Annotated in this window: 16 protein-coding genes; 10 read left to right on the plus strand and 6 right to left on the minus strand. The window is 67.8% G+C overall.

All coding sequences use genetic code 11. The features are described 5' to 3' along the window. Positions 1-25 precede the first annotated feature (25 nt). A complete protein-coding gene (locus SYV04_RS02890; protein ID WP_321544018.1) occupies positions 26-1648 on the plus strand; it encodes a metallophosphoesterase in 1623 nt (540 codons plus the stop codon). A 3-nt stretch (positions 1649-1651) separates the two neighbouring features. Here SYV04_RS02890 and SYV04_RS02895 read toward each other — a convergent pair whose 3' ends face one another. Continuing rightward, complete coding sequence (locus SYV04_RS02895; protein ID WP_321544019.1) at positions 1652-2113, minus strand: response regulator transcription factor; 462 nt, start codon at positions 2111-2113, stop codon at positions 1652-1654. Positions 2114-2292: 179 nt separating this feature from the next. Beyond that, entirely contained in the window at positions 2293-3450 is a 1158-nt protein-coding gene (locus SYV04_RS02900) for an acyltransferase family protein (RefSeq protein WP_321544020.1), read from the minus strand. Positions 3451-3671: 221 nt separating this feature from the next. On the opposite strand from SYV04_RS02900, the gene SYV04_RS02905 reads away from it, so the two are divergent. The 5 genes from SYV04_RS02905 to SYV04_RS02925 all read left to right on the plus strand — a co-directional run bounded on the left by SYV04_RS02905 (position 3672) and on the right by SYV04_RS02925 (position 8968). Then, positions 3672-5126 carry an RsmB/NOP family class I SAM-dependent RNA methyltransferase gene (locus tag SYV04_RS02905; protein WP_321544021.1) on the plus strand — a complete coding sequence of 485 codons (1455 nt, stop codon included), beginning with the start codon at positions 3672-3674 and terminating at the stop codon, positions 5124-5126. 34 nt (positions 5127-5160) lie between these two features. Continuing rightward, positions 5161-6930 carry a M61 family metallopeptidase gene (locus tag SYV04_RS02910; RefSeq protein ID WP_321544022.1) on the plus strand — a complete coding sequence of 590 codons (1770 nt, stop codon included), beginning with the start codon at positions 5161-5163 and terminating at the stop codon, positions 6928-6930. 83 nt (positions 6931-7013) lie between these two features. Beyond that, complete coding sequence (locus tag SYV04_RS02915; protein WP_321544023.1) at positions 7014-7397, plus strand: carboxypeptidase-like regulatory domain-containing protein; 384 nt, start codon at positions 7014-7016, stop codon at positions 7395-7397. A gap of 90 nt (positions 7398-7487) precedes the next feature. Further along, complete coding sequence (locus SYV04_RS02920; protein WP_321544024.1) at positions 7488-8342, plus strand: ribonuclease HII; 855 nt, start codon at positions 7488-7490, stop codon at positions 8340-8342. Further along, the gene (locus SYV04_RS02925) at positions 8339-8968 is read left to right on the plus strand and encodes a hypothetical protein (RefSeq protein WP_321544025.1); all 630 of its coding nucleotides are present in this window, start codon (positions 8339-8341) and stop codon (positions 8966-8968) included. Before SYV04_RS02920 ends, SYV04_RS02925 begins: the two co-directional genes overlap by 4 nt. Before the next feature lie 9 nt (positions 8969-8977). Here SYV04_RS02925 and SYV04_RS02930 read toward each other — a convergent pair whose 3' ends face one another. Beyond that, positions 8978-10390 (minus strand): cytochrome P450, encoded by a 1413-nt coding sequence (locus tag SYV04_RS02930; protein ID WP_321544026.1) that lies wholly within the window; start codon positions 10388-10390, stop codon positions 8978-8980. Positions 10391-10449: 59 nt separating this feature from the next. Here SYV04_RS02930 and SYV04_RS02935 point away from each other — a divergent pair, with 59 nt between their 5' ends. Together SYV04_RS02935 and rnk are read left to right on the plus strand one after the other, a co-directional pair. Beyond that, positions 10450-11373, plus strand: coding sequence for a hypothetical protein (locus SYV04_RS02935; protein ID WP_321544027.1), 924 nt, complete (start codon positions 10450-10452; stop codon positions 11371-11373). Between the two features lie 317 nt (positions 11374-11690). Continuing rightward, positions 11691-12125, plus strand: a complete 435-nt coding sequence (rnk, locus tag SYV04_RS02940; protein WP_422723904.1) for a nucleoside diphosphate kinase regulator — start codon at positions 11691-11693, stop codon at positions 12123-12125. A 61-nt stretch (positions 12126-12186) separates the two neighbouring features. Here the strand turns inward: rnk and SYV04_RS02945 are convergent, their stop codons facing one another. Beyond that, positions 12187-13494, minus strand: a complete 1308-nt coding sequence (locus SYV04_RS02945) for a hypothetical protein (RefSeq protein ID WP_321544028.1) — start codon at positions 13492-13494, stop codon at positions 12187-12189. Between the two features lie 202 nt (positions 13495-13696). Here SYV04_RS02945 and SYV04_RS02950 point away from each other — a divergent pair, with 202 nt between their 5' ends. Next, positions 13697-15448 carry an amidohydrolase gene (locus SYV04_RS02950; protein WP_321544029.1) on the plus strand — a complete coding sequence of 584 codons (1752 nt, stop codon included), beginning with the start codon at positions 13697-13699 and terminating at the stop codon, positions 15446-15448. 12 nt (positions 15449-15460) lie between these two features. Here SYV04_RS02950 and SYV04_RS02955 read toward each other — a convergent pair whose 3' ends face one another. Beyond that, positions 15461-15940 (minus strand): SRPBCC family protein, encoded by a 480-nt coding sequence (locus tag SYV04_RS02955; RefSeq protein WP_321544030.1) that lies wholly within the window; start codon positions 15938-15940, stop codon positions 15461-15463. Positions 15941-16025: 85 nt separating this feature from the next. On the opposite strand from SYV04_RS02955, the gene SYV04_RS02960 reads away from it, so the two are divergent. Next, a complete protein-coding gene (locus SYV04_RS02960; protein ID WP_321544031.1) occupies positions 16026-16484 on the plus strand; it encodes an SRPBCC family protein in 459 nt (152 codons plus the stop codon). An 18-nt stretch (positions 16485-16502) separates the two neighbouring features. Here the strand turns inward: SYV04_RS02960 and SYV04_RS02965 are convergent, their stop codons facing one another. Next, the gene (locus SYV04_RS02965) at positions 16503-17099 is read right to left on the minus strand and encodes a TetR/AcrR family transcriptional regulator (protein ID WP_321544032.1); all 597 of its coding nucleotides are present in this window, start codon (positions 17097-17099) and stop codon (positions 16503-16505) included. Position 17100 lies beyond the last annotated feature (1 nt).

The raw sequence follows: 17100 nt of genomic DNA on the forward strand, positions 1-17100 counted from the left end.
CAGACTCCACTGGGTCGGAGGCTTCATGCATCTGGCGAAGGTACCCGCGCTTGGCGCTCTAGCCCTGGCGCTCACTCTGACCACGGGGGCTGCCCACGCGGCGACCCTCACGCGTACGCCCTATCTGCAACGCGTGGGCCCCGACACGGCCACCGTGGCCTTCCGGCTGGACACCAACTGCTCGCCCGAGGTCCGCTACGGCATCAACGGCGCGACGAACCTGGTCGCCCGCTCGCAAGCAAGCGGGCGTGTGCATGCCGTGGTGCTCACCGGGCTGACGCCGGGCGCCGAGTACACCTACCTGGTGGAAGGCTGCGGCGCCAAGACCGAGCCCAAGCGCTTCAGCACCGCGCCCGTCCCCGGCACGCGCAAGGTGCGTTTCGCGGCCGTGGGCGACTTCGGCACCGGCGGCAAGAGCCAGAAGGAAGTGGCCGCCGCCATGCTCACCCAGCAGCCCGAGCTCTTCGTCGCGCTCGGTGACAACGCCTACTCGTCCGGCACCGAGGCGGAGATCCAGAACAATCTCTTCGCCCCCATGGCGGCGCTGCTCGCGGAGGTGCCCTTCTTCGCGGTGGCCGGCAACCACGAGTACGTCACCAACGCCTCCCAGCCGTACCTGGACAACCTCTACCTGCCCACCAGCCCCAGCGGCGGCGAGCGCTACTACTCGTTCGACTGGGGCCACGTTCACTTCGTGGGGCTGGACTCGAGCTGCGCCATCGGCCTGGCCTCCAAGGACCTGTGTACCCTGGAGGCGCAGAAGAAGTGGGTGGAGGCGGATCTCGCGGCCAGCACCGCCGACTGGAAGGTCGTCTACTTCCACCACCCGCCCTGGTCGAGCGGCGAGCACGGCTCGCAGCTGCTCATGCGCCGCGAGTTCGGGCCACTGTTCGAGCGCTACGGCGTGGACCTCGTCCTCACCGGGCATGACCACAACTACGAGCGCAGCCACCCCATGCTGGGAAATGACCGGGCTCCCTCGGGCCAGCGTGGCGTCCCCTACCTCGTGGTGGGCGGCGGCGGCGCCTCCCTGCGCGCATTCTCCGCCTCGCAGCCCGCGTGGAGCGCCAAGCGCAACAACACGGACTTCGGCTTCCTCGACGTCACCGTCATCGAGGGCACCCTCACCGCCCAGCTCCGGACGCCCAAGGGCGGGGTGATCGACTCCTTCACCCTGACGAAGCAGCTCGCGCCGCGCGAGGATCCTCCTCCCGCCGCGAAGCTGAGCATCGACGTGGAGGGGGAGCGGGGCAACGCGCCGCACCAGGCCTTCTTCCTCGCCACCCCGCCCTCCTCCGACACCACGGTGAGCTGGGACTTCGGAGACGGGCAGAGCGCCGAGGGCACTCAGGTGACGCACCTCTATAACGAGCCGGGCCAGTACACCGTGACGGCGACAGCCTCCAACGGCGACACGGCCACCACCCAGGTCGCCGTGGCGGAGGCGGACACCGGCGAGGTGCCGACCACGCCAGGAACTCCCGTCACCGGCACCCCGCAGCCCTCTCCCGGTCCGTCGCAGGGGACGAATCCCCCGCTGTCCGATGAGGGCGGCGCCAGCGCCGGGTGCGCCACCGTCCCCATGGGCGCGTTGCTCCCGCTGGGTGCGCTCGCCCTGGCCGGGTTGCTGCGCCGCCGGCGGCGCTGAGCCCTACGCGGGTGACAGCACCATGCGCATGCGTGCCCACAGGTCCGCGAGCTCGAAGGGCTTGTCGGGTACGCATGCCGCTCCCAGCCGTGCCGCCTCCGCATGCAGCGCCGTGTCCTCCGAGGAGGTGATGAAGATGACGGGGGTGAACCAGTTCTCGCGCCGCAGTCGGGCCAGCAGCTCCAGGCTCGGGAAGCCCGGCATCCGGACATCCGCGATGAGGAGATCCAACTCGCGTGGCTGCTCCTCCAGCAATCCGGCGACGAGGGCGCGGAGCGTCGTGGGGCCATCCTCCGCCTCCTGCACCTCGTAGCCGTCCCTCATCAGCGTGGAGCGGATGAGGGAGCGGAGCCCCGACTGGTCCTCGCCCAGCAGCACGCGCAGCGGCCGCGGAGTCCGGTGGGCCTGCTCGGCTCGCAGCGGGTTGCTCCGCACCGTCTGCTTCGCCCTCCAATGTGTCGCCATGGGCCCTCCTCGTGTTGGGGCTTTCCGAACGAAGAGCAGGCGCCGTGCCAACCTCCACTCAGAGCGAGCACAGAGGGCGGAGAGCCCGTGGGGCTGTGGCAGATTGCTACGGGTGGTGAGGATTGCCACGACCCACCCGCCACACCTGCCTGCCCTGTTCCACTTCAAAGCGAGAGCCGCTACGGAGTCTGGGCCAGCCCTTCAGCGGGCTGCCCCTCCGGCGCGCGCACCCGGGGGACGCGCAGGGTGAGCCCCACGCTCCAGTGGAACAGCGGCAGGCCCTTGAAGGCCTGGAAGAGGAGCCAGGGGCCCACGCAGCCCGCGAGGCACCCGAGCACGAAATGCACCGCCAGCGGCATCCCCGGGTGCAAGCGCTCCAGCGCGATGCGCATCCCCGAGACGAAGTAGATGTGGAAGAGGTAGAGCGTCATGCTGATGGAGCCCGTGAAGACGAGCCGGCTCCAGGCCTCCTTCCACGCCGCGCCGCCCTCGGAGACCCGCTGGCGCAGGAAGACGATCAGCGAGAACAGCATGCCGAAGCCCAGGGGACCGTTGAGGCCGCACACCACCGGGTACAGCTCCTCGGGGAACACCGCGTAGATGAGGACGATCAGCGCGAAGAAGGCCGTGGGCAGCAGCGCCTGGAGCGCCACCGGCCACCGGGCGATCGCCTGGCGCACCGCGGGCAGCAGCGGGTAGACGAGCAGCCCCAGCCCGAAGAAGCGGTTCCAGGACAGGATCATCTCCACGTAGCCGCCCACGTTGCTGCTATCGCTCCAGGGGATCGCCAGCAGGTGCAGGAGGACGGCGAGGCCGAAGTAGACCGCCCCGCTCCAGCGCCCCAGCGCGGACGCGGCGTACTTGCGGAACAGCCACGCCATCAGGGTGCAGCCCACCAGCGCATGCACGAACCAGAAGATGGAGTAGGCGGGGAACCACGTGGTGGGCATCCGCAGTAGCACCGACAGCCAGCCCTCGCGCCCGTGGACCGCGCCCCGCGTGAGCTCCTGCATGAGGAACAGGACCGGCGCCCACACCAGCATCGGAACGAGGAGCTTGTTCACCTTCTTGCGCATGAAGTCGAACAGCGACAGGTCCGCCCGCCCGAAGGCGGCCACCGCCACCCCCGAGCCCATCAGCATCACCGCCATGTTGAAGCTGTGGAGCAATTCGACCACGACCCGCAGGTCGGTCCGGTCCGCGGCGAAGAGCTTTCGGACCCCGTGGGTCGCGTCTACGCCGAGCACATGCACGACCACGACAAGCAGGATGCCGATGCCCCGCATGCTGTACAGGTCACTGGAAAGCCTCTGGATGTCTTCCCGGTTGTCGCGCATACCGCCCCTTTGCGGTCCAATTATTACTGAAAACAGGAAAACTTGCGAGATTCAGACAACCCGGGTTCCGAACAAGCATTCCGGCATTTACTGATTTACAAGCCAGACAAAAAGAATCAGTCAGGCAGTCAATTCGAAGTGCCTGCCCAGGGGGCCATGCTTGTGCTTCTGCGTGCTTGCCACCGGGCAGCCGGGATGCGATGGCCGACGGACTGCCCGCCATGAAACGACCGCACCGCCCGGCCTCCAAGAAGTCCTCCTCGAAGAGGTCCTCCCCGCCTTCTTCCCAGAAGTCCGCCTCCCGGCCCGCGCCCTCGCGAGCGGCCCCTCGGGAGGAGGCTTCGGCGCGCTCCACCCGCCCGCTGCGGGAGGATCTGGTGCTGCAGGCCAGCCTGGAGGCCTATGGCCTGGTGCGTCACGAGGGCCGCCTCTCGGATCGGGCGCTCGACTTCACCCTGCGCCGCAAGGCGCACCTGTACTCCACCGAGCGCCGCGCCGTGTCCGAGCGCGTCTACGCCCTGCTGCGCCGCCAGCGCACGGTGGACTACCTGCTCTCCCGCGCGCGCTCCGGCTTCGAGCGGCTGGAGACCACTCGCCAGGATGTGCTGCGGCTGGCCGCCTCGCGCGTCCTCCATGGAGAGAGCACCCCCACCGTGGCCCGCGACTCGGCGCTGTCGGGCGAGGATGCCGCCGCCCTGAACGCGCTCCCCGAGGCCGCCGCGGCCCTGGAGGCCCTGCCCGCCGCGAAGCGCTTCCCCATCGCCGCCTCCCTGCCGGACTTCCTGGCCGCGAAGTTCCAGGAGACGTTTGGCGAGGACGCGGTGCGCGCCGCCGAGGCGATGAACGAGCGGGCGCCGCTCACCGCGCGCTTCAACCCGCTGAAGACCGACCGCGAAACCCTGAGGAAGCGCCTGGCCGAGGAGGGCGTCGAGAGCACCCCCACGCCCCTGTCCCCGCTGGGCCTGTGGCTGGAGACGCGCGTCAACGTCTTCTCGCTCGAGAGCTTCCGCGAGGGCTTCCTGGAGCTGCAGGACGAGGGCAGCCAGCTGCTCGGCATGCTGGTGGATGCTCCTCCTACCCGGGTGGTGGATGCGTGCGCGGGCGCCGGGGGCAAGACGCTGCAGCTCGCGGCGCAGATGAAGAACCGGGGCGACCTGCATGCCCTGGACGTGGACGAGGGCCGCATCGACGAGCTGCGCAAGCGCGCGCGCCGGGCGGGCGTCCACAACGCCCGCACGCAGGTCATCCCTCCCGAGGGCGCTCCCGCCGAGGAGGCCATCGCCCCGCTGAAGGACAAGGCGGACCGGGTGCTGGTGGACGCGCCGTGCAGCGGCACGGGCACCTACCGCCGCAAGCCGGACGCGCGCTACCGCGTCACCGCCGAGGAGCTGAAGAACCAGGTGGCGCGGCAGAAGGCGCTGCTGGAGCGCTTCTCCGCCATGGTGAAGCCGGGCGGCCGGCTCATCTACGGCACGTGCAGCATCCTCCGCGAGGAGAACGAGGCGGTGGTGGAGGACTTCCTCTCGCGCCACCCGGACTTCTCCGTGCGCCCGGTGGCCGAGGAGCTGGGCGCGGAGCTGGGCGCCAAGGTCAGCCGCGGCCCGTTCCTGCGGCTGGCGCCCCACACCCACGGAACGGATGGGTTCTTCGGCGCCATCCTGGTCCGAGCGAAGTAATCTGGGGCCTCCCTCGCAACGGAGAGCCCTGGCAATGTCGGAAGCCGTCCACTACCGCGTCTCCATGTCCCGCCCCCACACTCACCTCTTCGAGGTGGAGGCGCGCTTCCCGGCGGGGCCCGAGGTGCTCGATGCCGTGCTTCCGGTGTGGACGCCGGGCAGCTACCTGGTCCGCGAGTACGCCCGACACCTCCAGGACGTGACGGCGGTGGGCCCGGGCGACGAGGCACTCCCCGTGCAGCGCGTGGACAAGCGCACCTTCCGCGTCCGCGCGGGTGGCAAGGCCGTGAGCCTGCGCTACCGCGTCTACGCCCACGAGCTGACGGTGCGCACCAGCCACCTGGATGGCTCGCACGGCTACTTCAACGGCGCCACCCTCTTCCTTTATACGGAGGCCACGCGCCACCTGCCCCACCACGTCACCGTGAAGGAGCCCGAGGGCTGGCGGACGTTCTGTGCGCTGGAGCGCCAGGGCGAGGCCTTCATCGCCTCGGACTATGACGAACTGGTGGACAGCCCCTTCGAAGTGGGGCCGCACACGCCGCACACTTTCACCGCCGCGGGCGTGCCCCACGAGGTGGTCATCTGGGGCGACACGGTGGCGGACGCGGAGAAGCTCACCTCGGATCTGCAGCGCATCTGCGAGGCCGAGGCGCGGCTGTTCGGCGGGCTGCCCATGCGGCGCTACCTCTTCCTCGTCTACCTGTCGGACAAGGGGCGCGGCGGGCTGGAGCACCAGGCCTCCACGGCGCTGCTGTTCCCCCGCGCGGGCCTGCAGAGCAGCCGGGGCTGGGAGGACTTCCTCACGCTGGCGGCGCACGAGTACTTCCACCTGTGGAACGTCAAGCGCATCAAGCCGCGCGCCCTGGTGCCCTTCGACTACTCGCAGGAGAACTACACCACGCTGCTGTGGTCCTTCGAGGGGATGACGTCGTACTACGACAACCTCTTCGTGCGGCGCGCGGGCCTCATGTCCGCCCAGCGCTACCTCACGCGCCTGGGCGAGACGCTCACCAACCTGCACACCACGCCGGGTCGCCGCGTGCAGACGCTGGCCGACGCCTCGCTGATGAGCTGGATCAAGCACTACCGCCCGGACGAGAACTCGCCCAACAGCGCCATCTCCTACTATCTCAAGGGCGAAGTGGTGTGCGCCCTGCTGGACCTGGAGATCCGCCGGGCCACCGACAACGCCAAGGGCCTGGACGACGTGATGCGCCTGCTGTGGCAGCGCTACGGAGACGGTTCGGGCGTGACGGAGGAAGGCGTGGAGGCGGCGGTGAACGAGGTGGCGGGCAAGGACCTGACGTCCTTCTTCGACCGGGCGGTGCGCTCCACCGAGGAGCTGGACTACTCCGTCTTCTCGCACGTGGGCCTGGAGGTGAGCTTCCGGGTGCGCGACTCGGCCGCGGACAAGGGCGGTACGCCGCCGGCGCGCAAGACCGGCGAGGTGAAGCCCAAGGGCTGGCTGGGGCTCACCACCCGGGGCCAGGCCACGGTGTCCATGGTGGTGGACGGCTCGCCGGCGATGGAGGCCGGGCTCTACCCCGAGGACGAGGTGGTGGCGCTGGATGGATACAAGGTGGATGGGGCGGGGCTGGTGGGCCGGTGCGAGGACCGACGCCCAGGCGAGACGGTGCGGGTGACGCTGTTCCGCCGCGACAAGCTGATGGAGCTCCCGGTGGTGCTGGGCCAGAAGCCCGCGGACGCGGTGTACCTCACCCGGGTGGACAAGCCCTCCGAGGCGCAGAAGACCGCCTTCCAGGCCTGGCTGGGCGCGGCGTGGGACGAGGCGTTGGGTTAGGCGCGCTTCGCCCAGGCACATCTTCCGATGACTTCCTGACGGTTCACGTTGCCGCGCCAGGGGGGCAGCACCACCTTCGGGCCATGTTTCGGTTGCGCATCCTCGCGGTGATCCTCGGCCTCGGCTTCCTGCCGGCGTGTGACAACAGACCGGTGGTGGATAATGGGGGGGACCTCTGCGAGGAGGAGCTCGTCACGCTGCGGGTCGAGGTGTTGACGGCCGACGGAGCCCGGGTCAAGGGCGCCACGGTCACCGCCATCCATCTGGAGACGAACCAGAGCATCACCGGAGTCACCAACGAGGAGGGCATCAGCCGGGCGGTGAACGAGTCGTTGGGCGCGGGCACCGTGCGGCTCCACGCCACGGCCGGAGCCAAGGTCTCTCCTCCCCTGGAGGTCGAGTGGCAGTGTGATGGTTGCCACTGCTCGCCCATTCCGGGGGCGGTGACACTGCAGCTCAACCCGTAGAGTCCACGACCTGTAGGGTAGGCTGTCCGGCGGGCGTGCCTGAAACGATAGGTTGTCCGGAGATCTTCCGCTCGCTAGCCTTCGGGAGTCATGCCGAGCGTTGAAGAACTCCTCCGAACTCCCCTATCGGAGCTGACTGACCGTTTCCTCGAGCGAGCCCAACCGGTACCTCGCGGGCTCCTGGAAGCACTGGAGGCAGACTCCCGGCAAGGCGCTCGCTCGCTCGCTCGCCGCATCCGGGCCCGGCAGGAGCAGAACCGCTCCGAGGGTCAGCGGCTTCGCCACCTGCTGCGCTACGAGCAGGAATTGTGGGTGCAGGGCCTGGAGCGGGTGGCGGGGGTGGACGAGGCGGGCATGGCGCCCCTGGCAGGCCCGGTGGTGGCGGCTGCGGCGATTTTGCCGAAGAACTACCGACTCAAGGGGTTGGACGACTCGAAGAAGATCCTCGATGAGGAGCACCGCGAGGAGCTGGCCGCCGTCCTCAAGAAGGACGTGGTGGCCTGGGCCGTGGGCGTGGCGGAGGTAGAGGAGATCGACCGCATCAACATCTACCACGCGGGGCTGCTGGCCATGCGGCGGGCGGTGGAAGGCCTGGGGATGGTTCCGGACTATGCGCTGGTGGACGCGCGCAAGATCCCCGAGTGCCCCTGCCCCCAGAAGGGCATCATCCACGGAGACGCGCTGTCGATGAGCATCGCGGCGGCCTCCATCCTGGCGAAGACGACGCGGGATCGGATGATGAAGGAGCTGGACGCGAAGTACCCGGGCTACGGGCTGGCCTCGCACAAGGGCTACCCGACGCCGCAGCATTTCCAGGCGATGAAGGAGAAGGGCGTGCTACCCATCCACCGCCGCAGCTTCGGACCGGTGCGGGAGGCGCTCGGGCTGGTGCCCGTGCAGGAGGAGATGTTCCCCCCGCCGCCGCCTGTGCCACCCCGCCCGTGAGCGCCGACCGCGATATCGACGAGTGGCTGGCCGAGCGAGGGATTACCCTCCCGGACTCGCGGGAGCGGGCGCGCGAGGCGCTGGTGGAGGCCAAGGTCATCAACCCGAAGAAGGCGCGCATGAGCGAGCAGAAGCTCGAGCGCGCCGAGGCGCTGCTGACCGAGCGCTTCTTCCGCGTGTGTGGCGCGCCGGCGTGCATGCAGGTGGCGCACGCGAGCGGACGGGAGCCGCTGCTGGTGGAGCCGAAGACGCACTGCGAGCGGTGCGGGGGCTCGGACAACCAGCGCGCGGTGGTGGAGTTCCTGGAGGCGTGCCGCCGCAAGGGCGTGCGGCGCATGGTGGTGGTGGGCGGCTCGCCGGCGGTGCGCGAGGAGCTGGAGGCGCGGCTGGGAAGTCAGGTGGAGCTGCGCATGGTGGACGGCACGGAGCGCCGCACGGCGGACCGGGCCCGGCATGACCTGGAGTGGGGAGACCTGGTGCTGGTGTGGGGCGCCACGGAGCTGCACCACAAGGTGAGCGAGCACTACACGAGCGCGGCGCCCCCGTTGAACCGCAAGGTGGTGCATGTGGCCAAGAGAGGCGTCGCTTCGTTGCTCGAAGAGGCCATCAAGCACCTGAAGCGCTGAGCCCGCGCCTCACGCTGTCGTGCTTCTCTCTCGAGGGGTGATGAGGGAAGGCAGCTCGTCGGCCGGCCGCAGCGTGATGAGGGGCTCGGGCCTGGGCGTGTAGCCAGCCACCATCCGAGGCCGGTAGCGCTGGGCGAGCGTCGCCAGGATCAGCGTGCCTTCCATCAGCGCGAAGTTGCTGCCGATGCACTGACGCGGGCCGCCGAGGAACGGGAAGTACGCGTACCTCGGCCTCGCGGCGATCTGCTCGGGCGTGAAGCGGTCCGGTTCGAAGCGCTCGGGTTCCGGCCAGAACTCCGGCAGGCGCTGCGTGACGTAGGGGCTCATGTCGAGCGAGGCGCCACCGCGTATCTGGTAGCCGTAGACCGTGTCGTCCTCCACCACCTTGCGGCTCAGGACGTAGACCGGTGGATAGAGGCGCAGCGACTCATCCAGCACCCTGCGTGTGTACACGAGCCGGGGAACATCGTCGGCCGTGGGCAACCGGCCTCCGAGCACGGCATCCAGCTCCTCGTGGAGCTTCCGCTCCGGCTCCGGGTTCTGTTCGAGCAACACCCAGGTCCACGCGAGCGCCGTGGCGGTGGTCTCATGGCCCGCGAGCATCATCGTCAGCACCTCGGCCTGGAGGTGCGCATCATCCATCTGCTCGCCCGTCTCTTCGTCTCGCGCGAGCATGAACATGGAGAGCAGGTCTCCCCGATCCTCCAGGTGCTTTCGGCGCTCCGCGATGACCCGGCCCACCACATCTCTCAGCGTGGCGCCGGCCTGGCGGAAGGCTCGATCATACGCGGTGGGCAGCACCGGAGGGAGGAGCCGAAGCGAGCGGAACCGCTCCACCGTCTGCTCGCTGAGGACGTTGAAGGCCGCCGACACGGCCTCGACCTCCGCGCGCACATCCGTCCCGAACAGCGCCTCGCCGACGATGCGCAAGGTGAGCGCCATCATGTCCCGCACCACGGGGCGCGGCGTTCCCGAGCGCTGGGATTCACTCCAGTGTTCGGCGAGCTCCGCCGCCGCTCGCACCATCTGCTCGGCCATCGCCGAAATCCGCGCGCGGTGGAAGGCGGGCTGCGCGAGCCTGCGCTGCTTGAGCCACGTCTCGCCCTGGCTGGTGATCAGACCATCGCCCCCGATGCGGCGGAACAGCGCATAGCTGAAATGGTCCTTCGTGTAGTTCTTCACGTGGTCCTGCAGCACGTGCTTGAGCCCCTCGGGATGGGTGACCAGATAGGCGCGCCCGGGACCGAAGCGATACTGCGCCACCGGCCCATGCTCCAAGGCGGTGCGCATGAGCCAACCGAGCGTGTCCTTTCGGACGTCTCGAATGACTCCGATGAGAGGAAGCCCGCGAGGACCGGTGGCGATACGGAACGGGACGTTCATAAGATTCCAATCACGGGCCACAGCCCGCGCACCCTTCATCAGGATCTGCGCTCCAGCACACCTTGACGAGAATTGAGCAACGGTCGTCTGCTTCCAGCATGCTCAATCAAGACTCCGAGTACCAATCCTGCATCCAGAGTTCCGAGCGCGTGTCCTGGCGAATCGACGAGCTGTTGCCCAAGGACACTGTCATCGACTTCAGCCGGCGGATCCTCTCGGATGCGCTGACGGGAACGGAAGGAATTCGCTGCTTGAGCGATCAGGAGAAGCTGATGCTCAATCAGATCCGCTCCAACAGCTACGCCCACCTGTTCCTGTTCCTGGAGGAGTACGCGGTGGCCCTGGCGGCGCATCGCGCCAGCCTGGAGCTCCACGGGAAGCCGACCCACATGCGCGCGCTGCTGCGCTTCAGCGAGGAAGAGCTCAAGCACCAGCAGCTCTTCGCGCGCTACACCAGCGCGTTCGCCCGGGGCTTCAAGGTCGCTCCGGCCCTGCTCGACAACCAGGTCCAGGTGGCCAAGGCCATCATGGCGAAGTCGAACCTGGGGGTGCTGTTCTTCAACCTCCACATGGAGCTCATGACGCAGCAGCACTACATCGAGACCATCCGCGACAATAAGCGCGAGGAGCTCGATCCCCTGTTCTGCAACATGCTCAAGCACCACTGGCTCGAGGAGGCGCAGCACACCCGCCTCGACTTCCTGGAGGCCCAGAAGATCATCGCCCAGGAGCCCGAGACGGTGGAGGCGGCCATGAACGAGTACGCCGAGCTGCTCCAGGCGCTCCGGGGCACCTTGAACGCCCAGCTCGAGCTGGACGTGCAAACCCTCGAGAAGGCCACGGAGCGGAAGTTCACGGAGGCCGAGCGGAAGGAGATCCTCGAGGCCCAGGAGCGCTCGTACGTCTGGGGCTTCATCGGAATGGGGATGAAGGCGCCCCTCTTCCTCTCCCGCCTGCGCGCGCTCTCTCCCATGGCCGAGCAGCGGGTCCTCGAGCTGGCCCCGACGTACTACTGCAACTGAGCCGCGCTTCTCCGCCGAGGGCGCTGTTCCCGGGGACTTGCGGAACGGCGCCCACGCGGATATCTGTTCCGGAGCTGTCTTGGAGGCGTTTTTGTCCCGACTTCCCTTTCCCATGAGTGCATCGACGCCTCGGCGCGGCGCTCAGGAGAGGTGTGTCCGGAAGACGCCCTGCCCTGATTTGCGCGCCTCGACGGTCACTGCCTAACCAGCCCGTCGACGGCGCGCCTCCACGCCCGTCAGCCAGCTCCCCCCTCCACCAAGCCGTCCATCACCATTGCGCTTCCGGCCACACCCTGGCCGGAACGTCGAGGTTCACCATGGGTTCCATGACGCTTCTTTCCCCTGCTCCGGCCGTGCGCATCACCACCGAGGACATGTCCCGCCTGCGCACCATCGTGGAGCGCTACCTCGAAGGCTCCCGGGCTGAAGCGGCCGAGCTGCTCGAGCTCGAGCTGGACCGCGCGTCCATCACGCCGCAGCACCAGATCCCGGCCGATGTCGTCACCATGAGGTCGCGCATCCTCTTCGAGGACGTGGAGACGGGGCGTCGCCGCGAGGCGACGTTGGTCTACCCGGATGAGGCGGACATGGCCCAGTCGAAGGTGTCGATCCTCGCGCCGGTGGGGCTGGCGGTGCTGGGCCTCAGGGTGGGCGACGTCATCGACTGGCCGCTGCCCAACGGGCGCGTCACCACGCTGCGCATCGTGGCGGTCCTCTACCAGCCCGAGGCGGCTGGCGACTTCCACCTGTAGCCCTCGACCGGAGCGGGGCGCTTGCCGTCCCCGCTCTTCTCTCCCAGTGCGACGCCCCTCTTCAGACGGTCACCTGGCGCATGCTGTTGAGCTGAGTGGCCCGGGCGAGCGCGCCCAGGTTCGGCCCCTCGTAGTTGGCGGAGAAGACGCGGTTCTTGAAGTCGTCGCGCGACATCTTCTCCTCGTCGCCCCAGGGGTTGGTGAAGTGGACGAAGTCCTTGCCGTTGTCCTTGGAGGTGCCGGTGACGAGCACCTCGTGGAACGAGTGCGGCTTGCCCGGCTCCTCGAAGCGCATGCCCGTCATGACGTTTCTGTCCTGGGACAGCTCCGAGTCGATGATGCGCATGGCGGTGTCCTTCTGCTTGTCGCCGAACTCGGAGGACTTCATGTCCTTGCCGGAGATGGCGTCGTTGAGCTTGTCGAGCCCTCCGGAGGTGGCCCCGGCGCCATCGCCCGACTTGTCGTTGTAGTCCCGCTCCAGGTTGGACATCTCCATGAGGGCGGGCGCGAGGATGCGCTGGTTGATGGAGCGGTTGGAGCCGTCGTCCTTGAAGGACGTCTCCTTCTCGCGGTGCAGCGTCGTCTTTCCGTCCGCCAGGTCCACCTTGCCCTCCTTGCTGGCCAGGCCCACGGAGATGCGCGCGTACTCGGCGGGGTTCTTCTCCGCCAGGTTGATGCTCAGCGCGGTGGGGGCGCAGGTGCCCTTGGAGCCCTGGTTGATGGAGCTGGGGGTGGCCAGCTCCCGGGCCAGCGTGCCCGCGAAGTCACCGCGCTGCACGCCCTTGGCCAGGTCATCGCCCTTGGCCGCCCGGGCCAGGTGGTCCAGCGTGGTGCCCTCGCCCTTGAGGTCCTTCTCTCCGGGCAGCTTGCCCTGGAAGAGCAGCTTCTGCAGCGCCAGCTGCTCCGAGCCCTTGTCGTGGTAGGTGGCGATGGCGTCCTTCACCTCCTTGTACTGATTGCGCTCGCCCTCCGAGAGCTTGGAGAGCGCCTCCTTCTCCAGCTTCTCGTTGGCCTTCACCAGCTTGGAGGCCTGGGCCTCCTCCTTCTTGCCCGTGGCCTTGCCATCCCGACCGTTGTGCGTGACATGCCAGTCCTCGCCGCGCTTCTCGTCCGACTTGGGGTTGAGGAACTCGTCCGCGCGGGCCACGGCCTCCTTGTACTCGGCCGGCATCTCCTTCTTGGGCGCCTCGGCCTTCTCGGGCGCCTTCTTGGCCTGCGCCTCGAACATGTCCTTCATGGAGTGGCCCAGCGCCTTGTTCTCGCTCTTGGGCTCGGAGGCCTTCTGCGTCTGAGCACCGAGCGTGTTCCCGGTGGCGGCGGTGGGGAGGCGGGCAACGACGGGGCGGTTGTTCAGGGCGGGCAGGTTCATGCCTTCCTCCCATAGCCAGCCCCGTGCCAGCGCCAGGCACCAATGATTCCGAGAGGTTGGCAAGGCCTAGAGGGGCGCATCCCTGGTAACTCTTGTTTCCGCCTGATCACAGCTGTCGCCAGGGGGGCGTACTCGGGGGCTTTTCGACAGGGACTCCCAGTGTAGGGTGTGGCCTTCCCCGAATCCCTCGGAACCGCCAGACATGACAACCCACACAGCTGACTCCACGCCGCTCATGGCGGACCGCATCTACCGGGGTGGCACCATCCTCACGATGAACGATGCCCAGCCCGAAGTAGAGGCGCTGGCGGTCCGGGGCGAGCGCATCCTTGCGGTGGGCACCTGGGAGAACCTCCAGCAACTCCAGGGCACGGACACGGAGGTGGTGGACCTGGCGGGCCGCACGCTGATGCCAGGCTTCATCGACGCGCACGGGCACCTCATGGGCTGGATCCTCTACTGGGGCACACCGGATCTGTCGCCGCCGCCCGCGGGCACCATCAAGAGCATCCCGGACATTGCCAACGCACTGCGGAAGTACATCGAGGAGAAAGCCATTCCCGAGGGCACGCTCGTGCTCGCCAGTGGGTATGACGACTCGTTGCTGGCGGAGGGGCGGCATCCGACCCGCGAGGAGTTGGATGCAGTCTCCGAAAAGCACCCCATCTGCATCGTACACACCTCGGCGCATCTGGCGGTGTTCAACACCCCGCTGCTGAATGCGGTGGGCTATGTGAGTGCTGAGTCCGCCCCACCGGGAGGGGTCATCCAGGTGGATGAGAACGGCGAGCCTACTGGCGTGGTGGAGGAGGAGGCCGTCAACGCCTTCCATAAACTGTTGCCCCAGGAGCCGGACATTCCCGGGCTGTTGAAGACGCTGCACGAGGTACAGCAGCGCTATGCGCGCCTGGGGATCACCACCGTGGAGGACGGCATCTCGGGCAAGAGCTCGGTCGAGCTATTGCAACTCGCCGCGTCTCAGCAGGTGCTCTTCCTCGACGTGCTCATGTTTCCGAAGTGGACGGAGGCAGATGACATCGACACGATCCCCAACCTGCCCCGGGAGAACTACGTGGGCCACCTCAAGGTGGGCGGCGTGAAGATCACCCAGGATGGCTCGCCCCAGGGCAAGACGGCGTTTCTACGAGAGCCCTACCTCATTCCGCCGCCGGGCGAGATCTCTACCTACCGTGGGCGGCCCATCCTGAGTGAGGAGGAGCTGGACGCGGAGGTAGAGAAGGCCTTCAAAAACGGGCGGCAGCTCCACATCCACTGCAACGGAGATGCGGCGGCGGACATGATGCTGAAGTCCGTGGAGCGGGCCACACAGAAATTCGGGCCAGCCGACCGACGACCCGTCATGGTGCATGCGCAGACGGTGCGAGAGGATCAGCTCGACACCATGAAGGCCCTGGGCATCATCCCCACCTTCTTCGTGGCGCATACCTTCTACTGGGGTGACTGGCACCGGGACGAGACGCTGGGCTTGGTGCGAGCACGGCGCATCTCACCCCTGCGCTCCACCGCGAACCGGGGGATGCTCTACACGATCCACAATGACTCGCCCGTGGTGCCTCCAGACATCCTGCCGCTCGTATGGAGTGCCGTGTCACGCACCACGCGCAGCCAGAAGGAGCTGGGACCCGAGCAGCGCGCGACGCCGCTGGAGGCGCTCAAGGCGGTGACGGCATGGGCCGCGTACCAGAACTTCGAGGAGAAGGACAAAGGCACCCTGGAGCCGGGCAAGCTGGCGGATCTGGTCGTGCTGTCGGACAACCCGCTCACGGTCTCCACGGAGGCATTGCGAAATATCAGCGTGGTCGAGACCATCAAGGGTGGAACCACCGTCTACCCCCGCGCACCTGAGTTCTCCACGAAGGCCCAGCGAAGCCTCTCCTCCCATACGGGAGCAGCAACCCTCCGGGCCTTCCTGCCACGACACACGTGCTGCTGAGTCCTGGAGGGCCTACGCGTGCCTGGAGAAGTGCGTCTTCAGGGCGACGAGCTGCTGATCGATGATCTGCTTCAGCGGCTCCACGCTGGCTCCGGCCTGCAGGGTGATCTCTCGTGAGTACTCCACCACGGTCTGCTTTTCCCCCTCGGGGGTGAACTTGATCTCCGCGGAGTACGTCTGCATGCCAAGCCCTGGGCTGCGCAGGTGGTAACGGACGGCGTGCTCTCGCTCGTCGCAGGCGGTGATTTCCTCCTGAAGCGTCAGGTCACCGAGGGTCAGCTGGTAGCGCGCTGGGAGCTTCGGAAGGCTGTGTCCTTCAACCCATTGAAAGACCCCGGCGGGAATGAGGATCTTCGCTATCTGAGGGAAGTCCCGAAGCGTCGGCCACGTCTCGCTGATGGGAGCGCCCAGCGTGGCCCGCTGGAAGAAGGTGAAACGGCCTGGCTCGACCTCCTTGAACGTGGACACTTCTTCCCCGCGCCGTGCGTGCATACGACCTCCCATGAAGGTAGCCGGGACTCTAGTGGCACCGGCACGGTGGGCCTACCCCCTACGTGCCCCGTGCTAAGCTTCGGGCATGAGCTCAACCCGCCTGCGTCGTCACGTGAAGGCGCCCCGCGCGCGCGTCTATCTCGCGCTTCTCGATGCACGCTCGGTCACGACGTGGATGGTGCCGACCGGCATGACCAGCCACGTGCATGCGTTCGACGCTCGCGAAGGTGGCACGTTCCGGATCTCCCTCACGTACGACTCGCCCACCGCGACCGGCAAGACGACCGCGCACACCGACACGTATCACGGCCGCTTCGTGAAGCTCGTACCGAACGAGCAGGTGGTCGAAGTGCTCGAGTTCGAGACGACCGATCCCTCGATGCAAGGTGAGATGACCATCACGTTCACGCTCGAGGATGCGGACGGTGGCACCGATGTCCTCGCCGTACACGACGGGCTACCGCCTGGCGTGCCCCCCGCGGACAACGAGACCGGCTGGCAGATGTCTCTCGACAAACTCGCGGCGCTCGTCGAAGCGGGCTAGCGCGTACTCCTTTCGCTGCTACCCGAAGAGCACCTTCAGGATCTGCCGCCCCCAGGCACGGCGGTCCTCCTCGCGGTCGAAGTTGAGCGGCACGAACGCCTGGAACAGGCCGGGAAGCATCCCCAGGAGCATGAGTGCCGCCCAGATCTGCGAGAGCGCGATCCGCAGCGCCGTCTCCGATAGGTGCGGCACCGCCGGCGCGATGCGGGGGGTGAGCTCCGCAAGGAACGCGTTGAGGCGCTTCACCGCCATCGCGTCGTAGGACTGCTTCACCAGTGCGTCCCTCAGGTGCGCGTGCGCGATGCGAGGAAACCGCGTCGAGTGCATGAGGTAGTCCTCGAGGACCTTCTCGAGTGCTGCCTTCACCTCGAGCCCGCTGGCCCGCTGCTTGTCGAAGTCGCTGAGGAACGCGCCGAAGGCCTCCTCGAGCGTGCCCTCCAGCGCCAGGGCGATCAGGTTGTCCTTGCTCTGGAAGTAGTAGTTGATCGCGGCGCTGTTCACGCCGGCCTCGCGGGCGATCTCCCGGATGCCCGTGGCCTCCAACCCGTCCCGCTCGATGCACGTCACCGCGGCCAGCAGGATGCGGGTACGAACGGCCTGATTTCTCTCCGCCATG

The organism is Hyalangium ruber, from assembly GCF_034259325.1.
In the GTDB taxonomy this organism is placed as follows: domain Bacteria; phylum Myxococcota; class Myxococcia; order Myxococcales; family Myxococcaceae; genus Hyalangium_A; species Hyalangium_A rubrum.

Coding starts and splice junctions, on each gene's coding strand:
- SYV04_RS02895 (WP_321544019.1), bottom strand. CDS start 2,113: ATGGCGACACATTGGAGGGCGAAGCAGACGGTGCGGAGCAACCCGCTG.
- SYV04_RS02890 (WP_321544018.1), top strand. CDS start 26: ATGCATCTGGCGAAGGTACCCGCGCTTGGCGCTCTAGCCCTGGCGCTC.
- rnk (WP_422723904.1), top strand. CDS start 11,691: ATGGGTTCCATGACGCTTCTTTCCCCTGCTCCGGCCGTGCGCATCACC.
- SYV04_RS02915 (WP_321544023.1), top strand. CDS start 7,014: ATGTTTCGGTTGCGCATCCTCGCGGTGATCCTCGGCCTCGGCTTCCTG.
- SYV04_RS02905 (WP_321544021.1), top strand. CDS start 3,672: ATGAAACGACCGCACCGCCCGGCCTCCAAGAAGTCCTCCTCGAAGAGG.
- SYV04_RS02960 (WP_321544031.1), top strand. CDS start 16,026: ATGAGCTCAACCCGCCTGCGTCGTCACGTGAAGGCGCCCCGCGCGCGC.
- SYV04_RS02955 (WP_321544030.1), bottom strand. CDS start 15,940: ATGCACGCACGGCGCGGGGAAGAAGTGTCCACGTTCAAGGAGGTCGAG.
- SYV04_RS02935 (WP_321544027.1), top strand. CDS start 10,450: ATGCTCAATCAAGACTCCGAGTACCAATCCTGCATCCAGAGTTCCGAG.
- SYV04_RS02965 (WP_321544032.1), bottom strand. CDS start 17,099: ATGGCGGAGAGAAATCAGGCCGTTCGTACCCGCATCCTGCTGGCCGCG.
- SYV04_RS02945 (WP_321544028.1), bottom strand. CDS start 13,494: ATGAACCTGCCCGCCCTGAACAACCGCCCCGTCGTTGCCCGCCTCCCC.
- SYV04_RS02930 (WP_321544026.1), bottom strand. CDS start 10,390: ATGAAGGGTGCGCGGGCTGTGGCCCGTGATTGGAATCTTATGAACGTC.
- SYV04_RS02950 (WP_321544029.1), top strand. CDS start 13,697: ATGACAACCCACACAGCTGACTCCACGCCGCTCATGGCGGACCGCATC.
- SYV04_RS02920 (WP_321544024.1), top strand. CDS start 7,488: ATGCCGAGCGTTGAAGAACTCCTCCGAACTCCCCTATCGGAGCTGACT.
- SYV04_RS02910 (WP_321544022.1), top strand. CDS start 5,161: ATGTCGGAAGCCGTCCACTACCGCGTCTCCATGTCCCGCCCCCACACT.
- SYV04_RS02900 (WP_321544020.1), bottom strand. CDS start 3,450: ATGCGCGACAACCGGGAAGACATCCAGAGGCTTTCCAGTGACCTGTAC.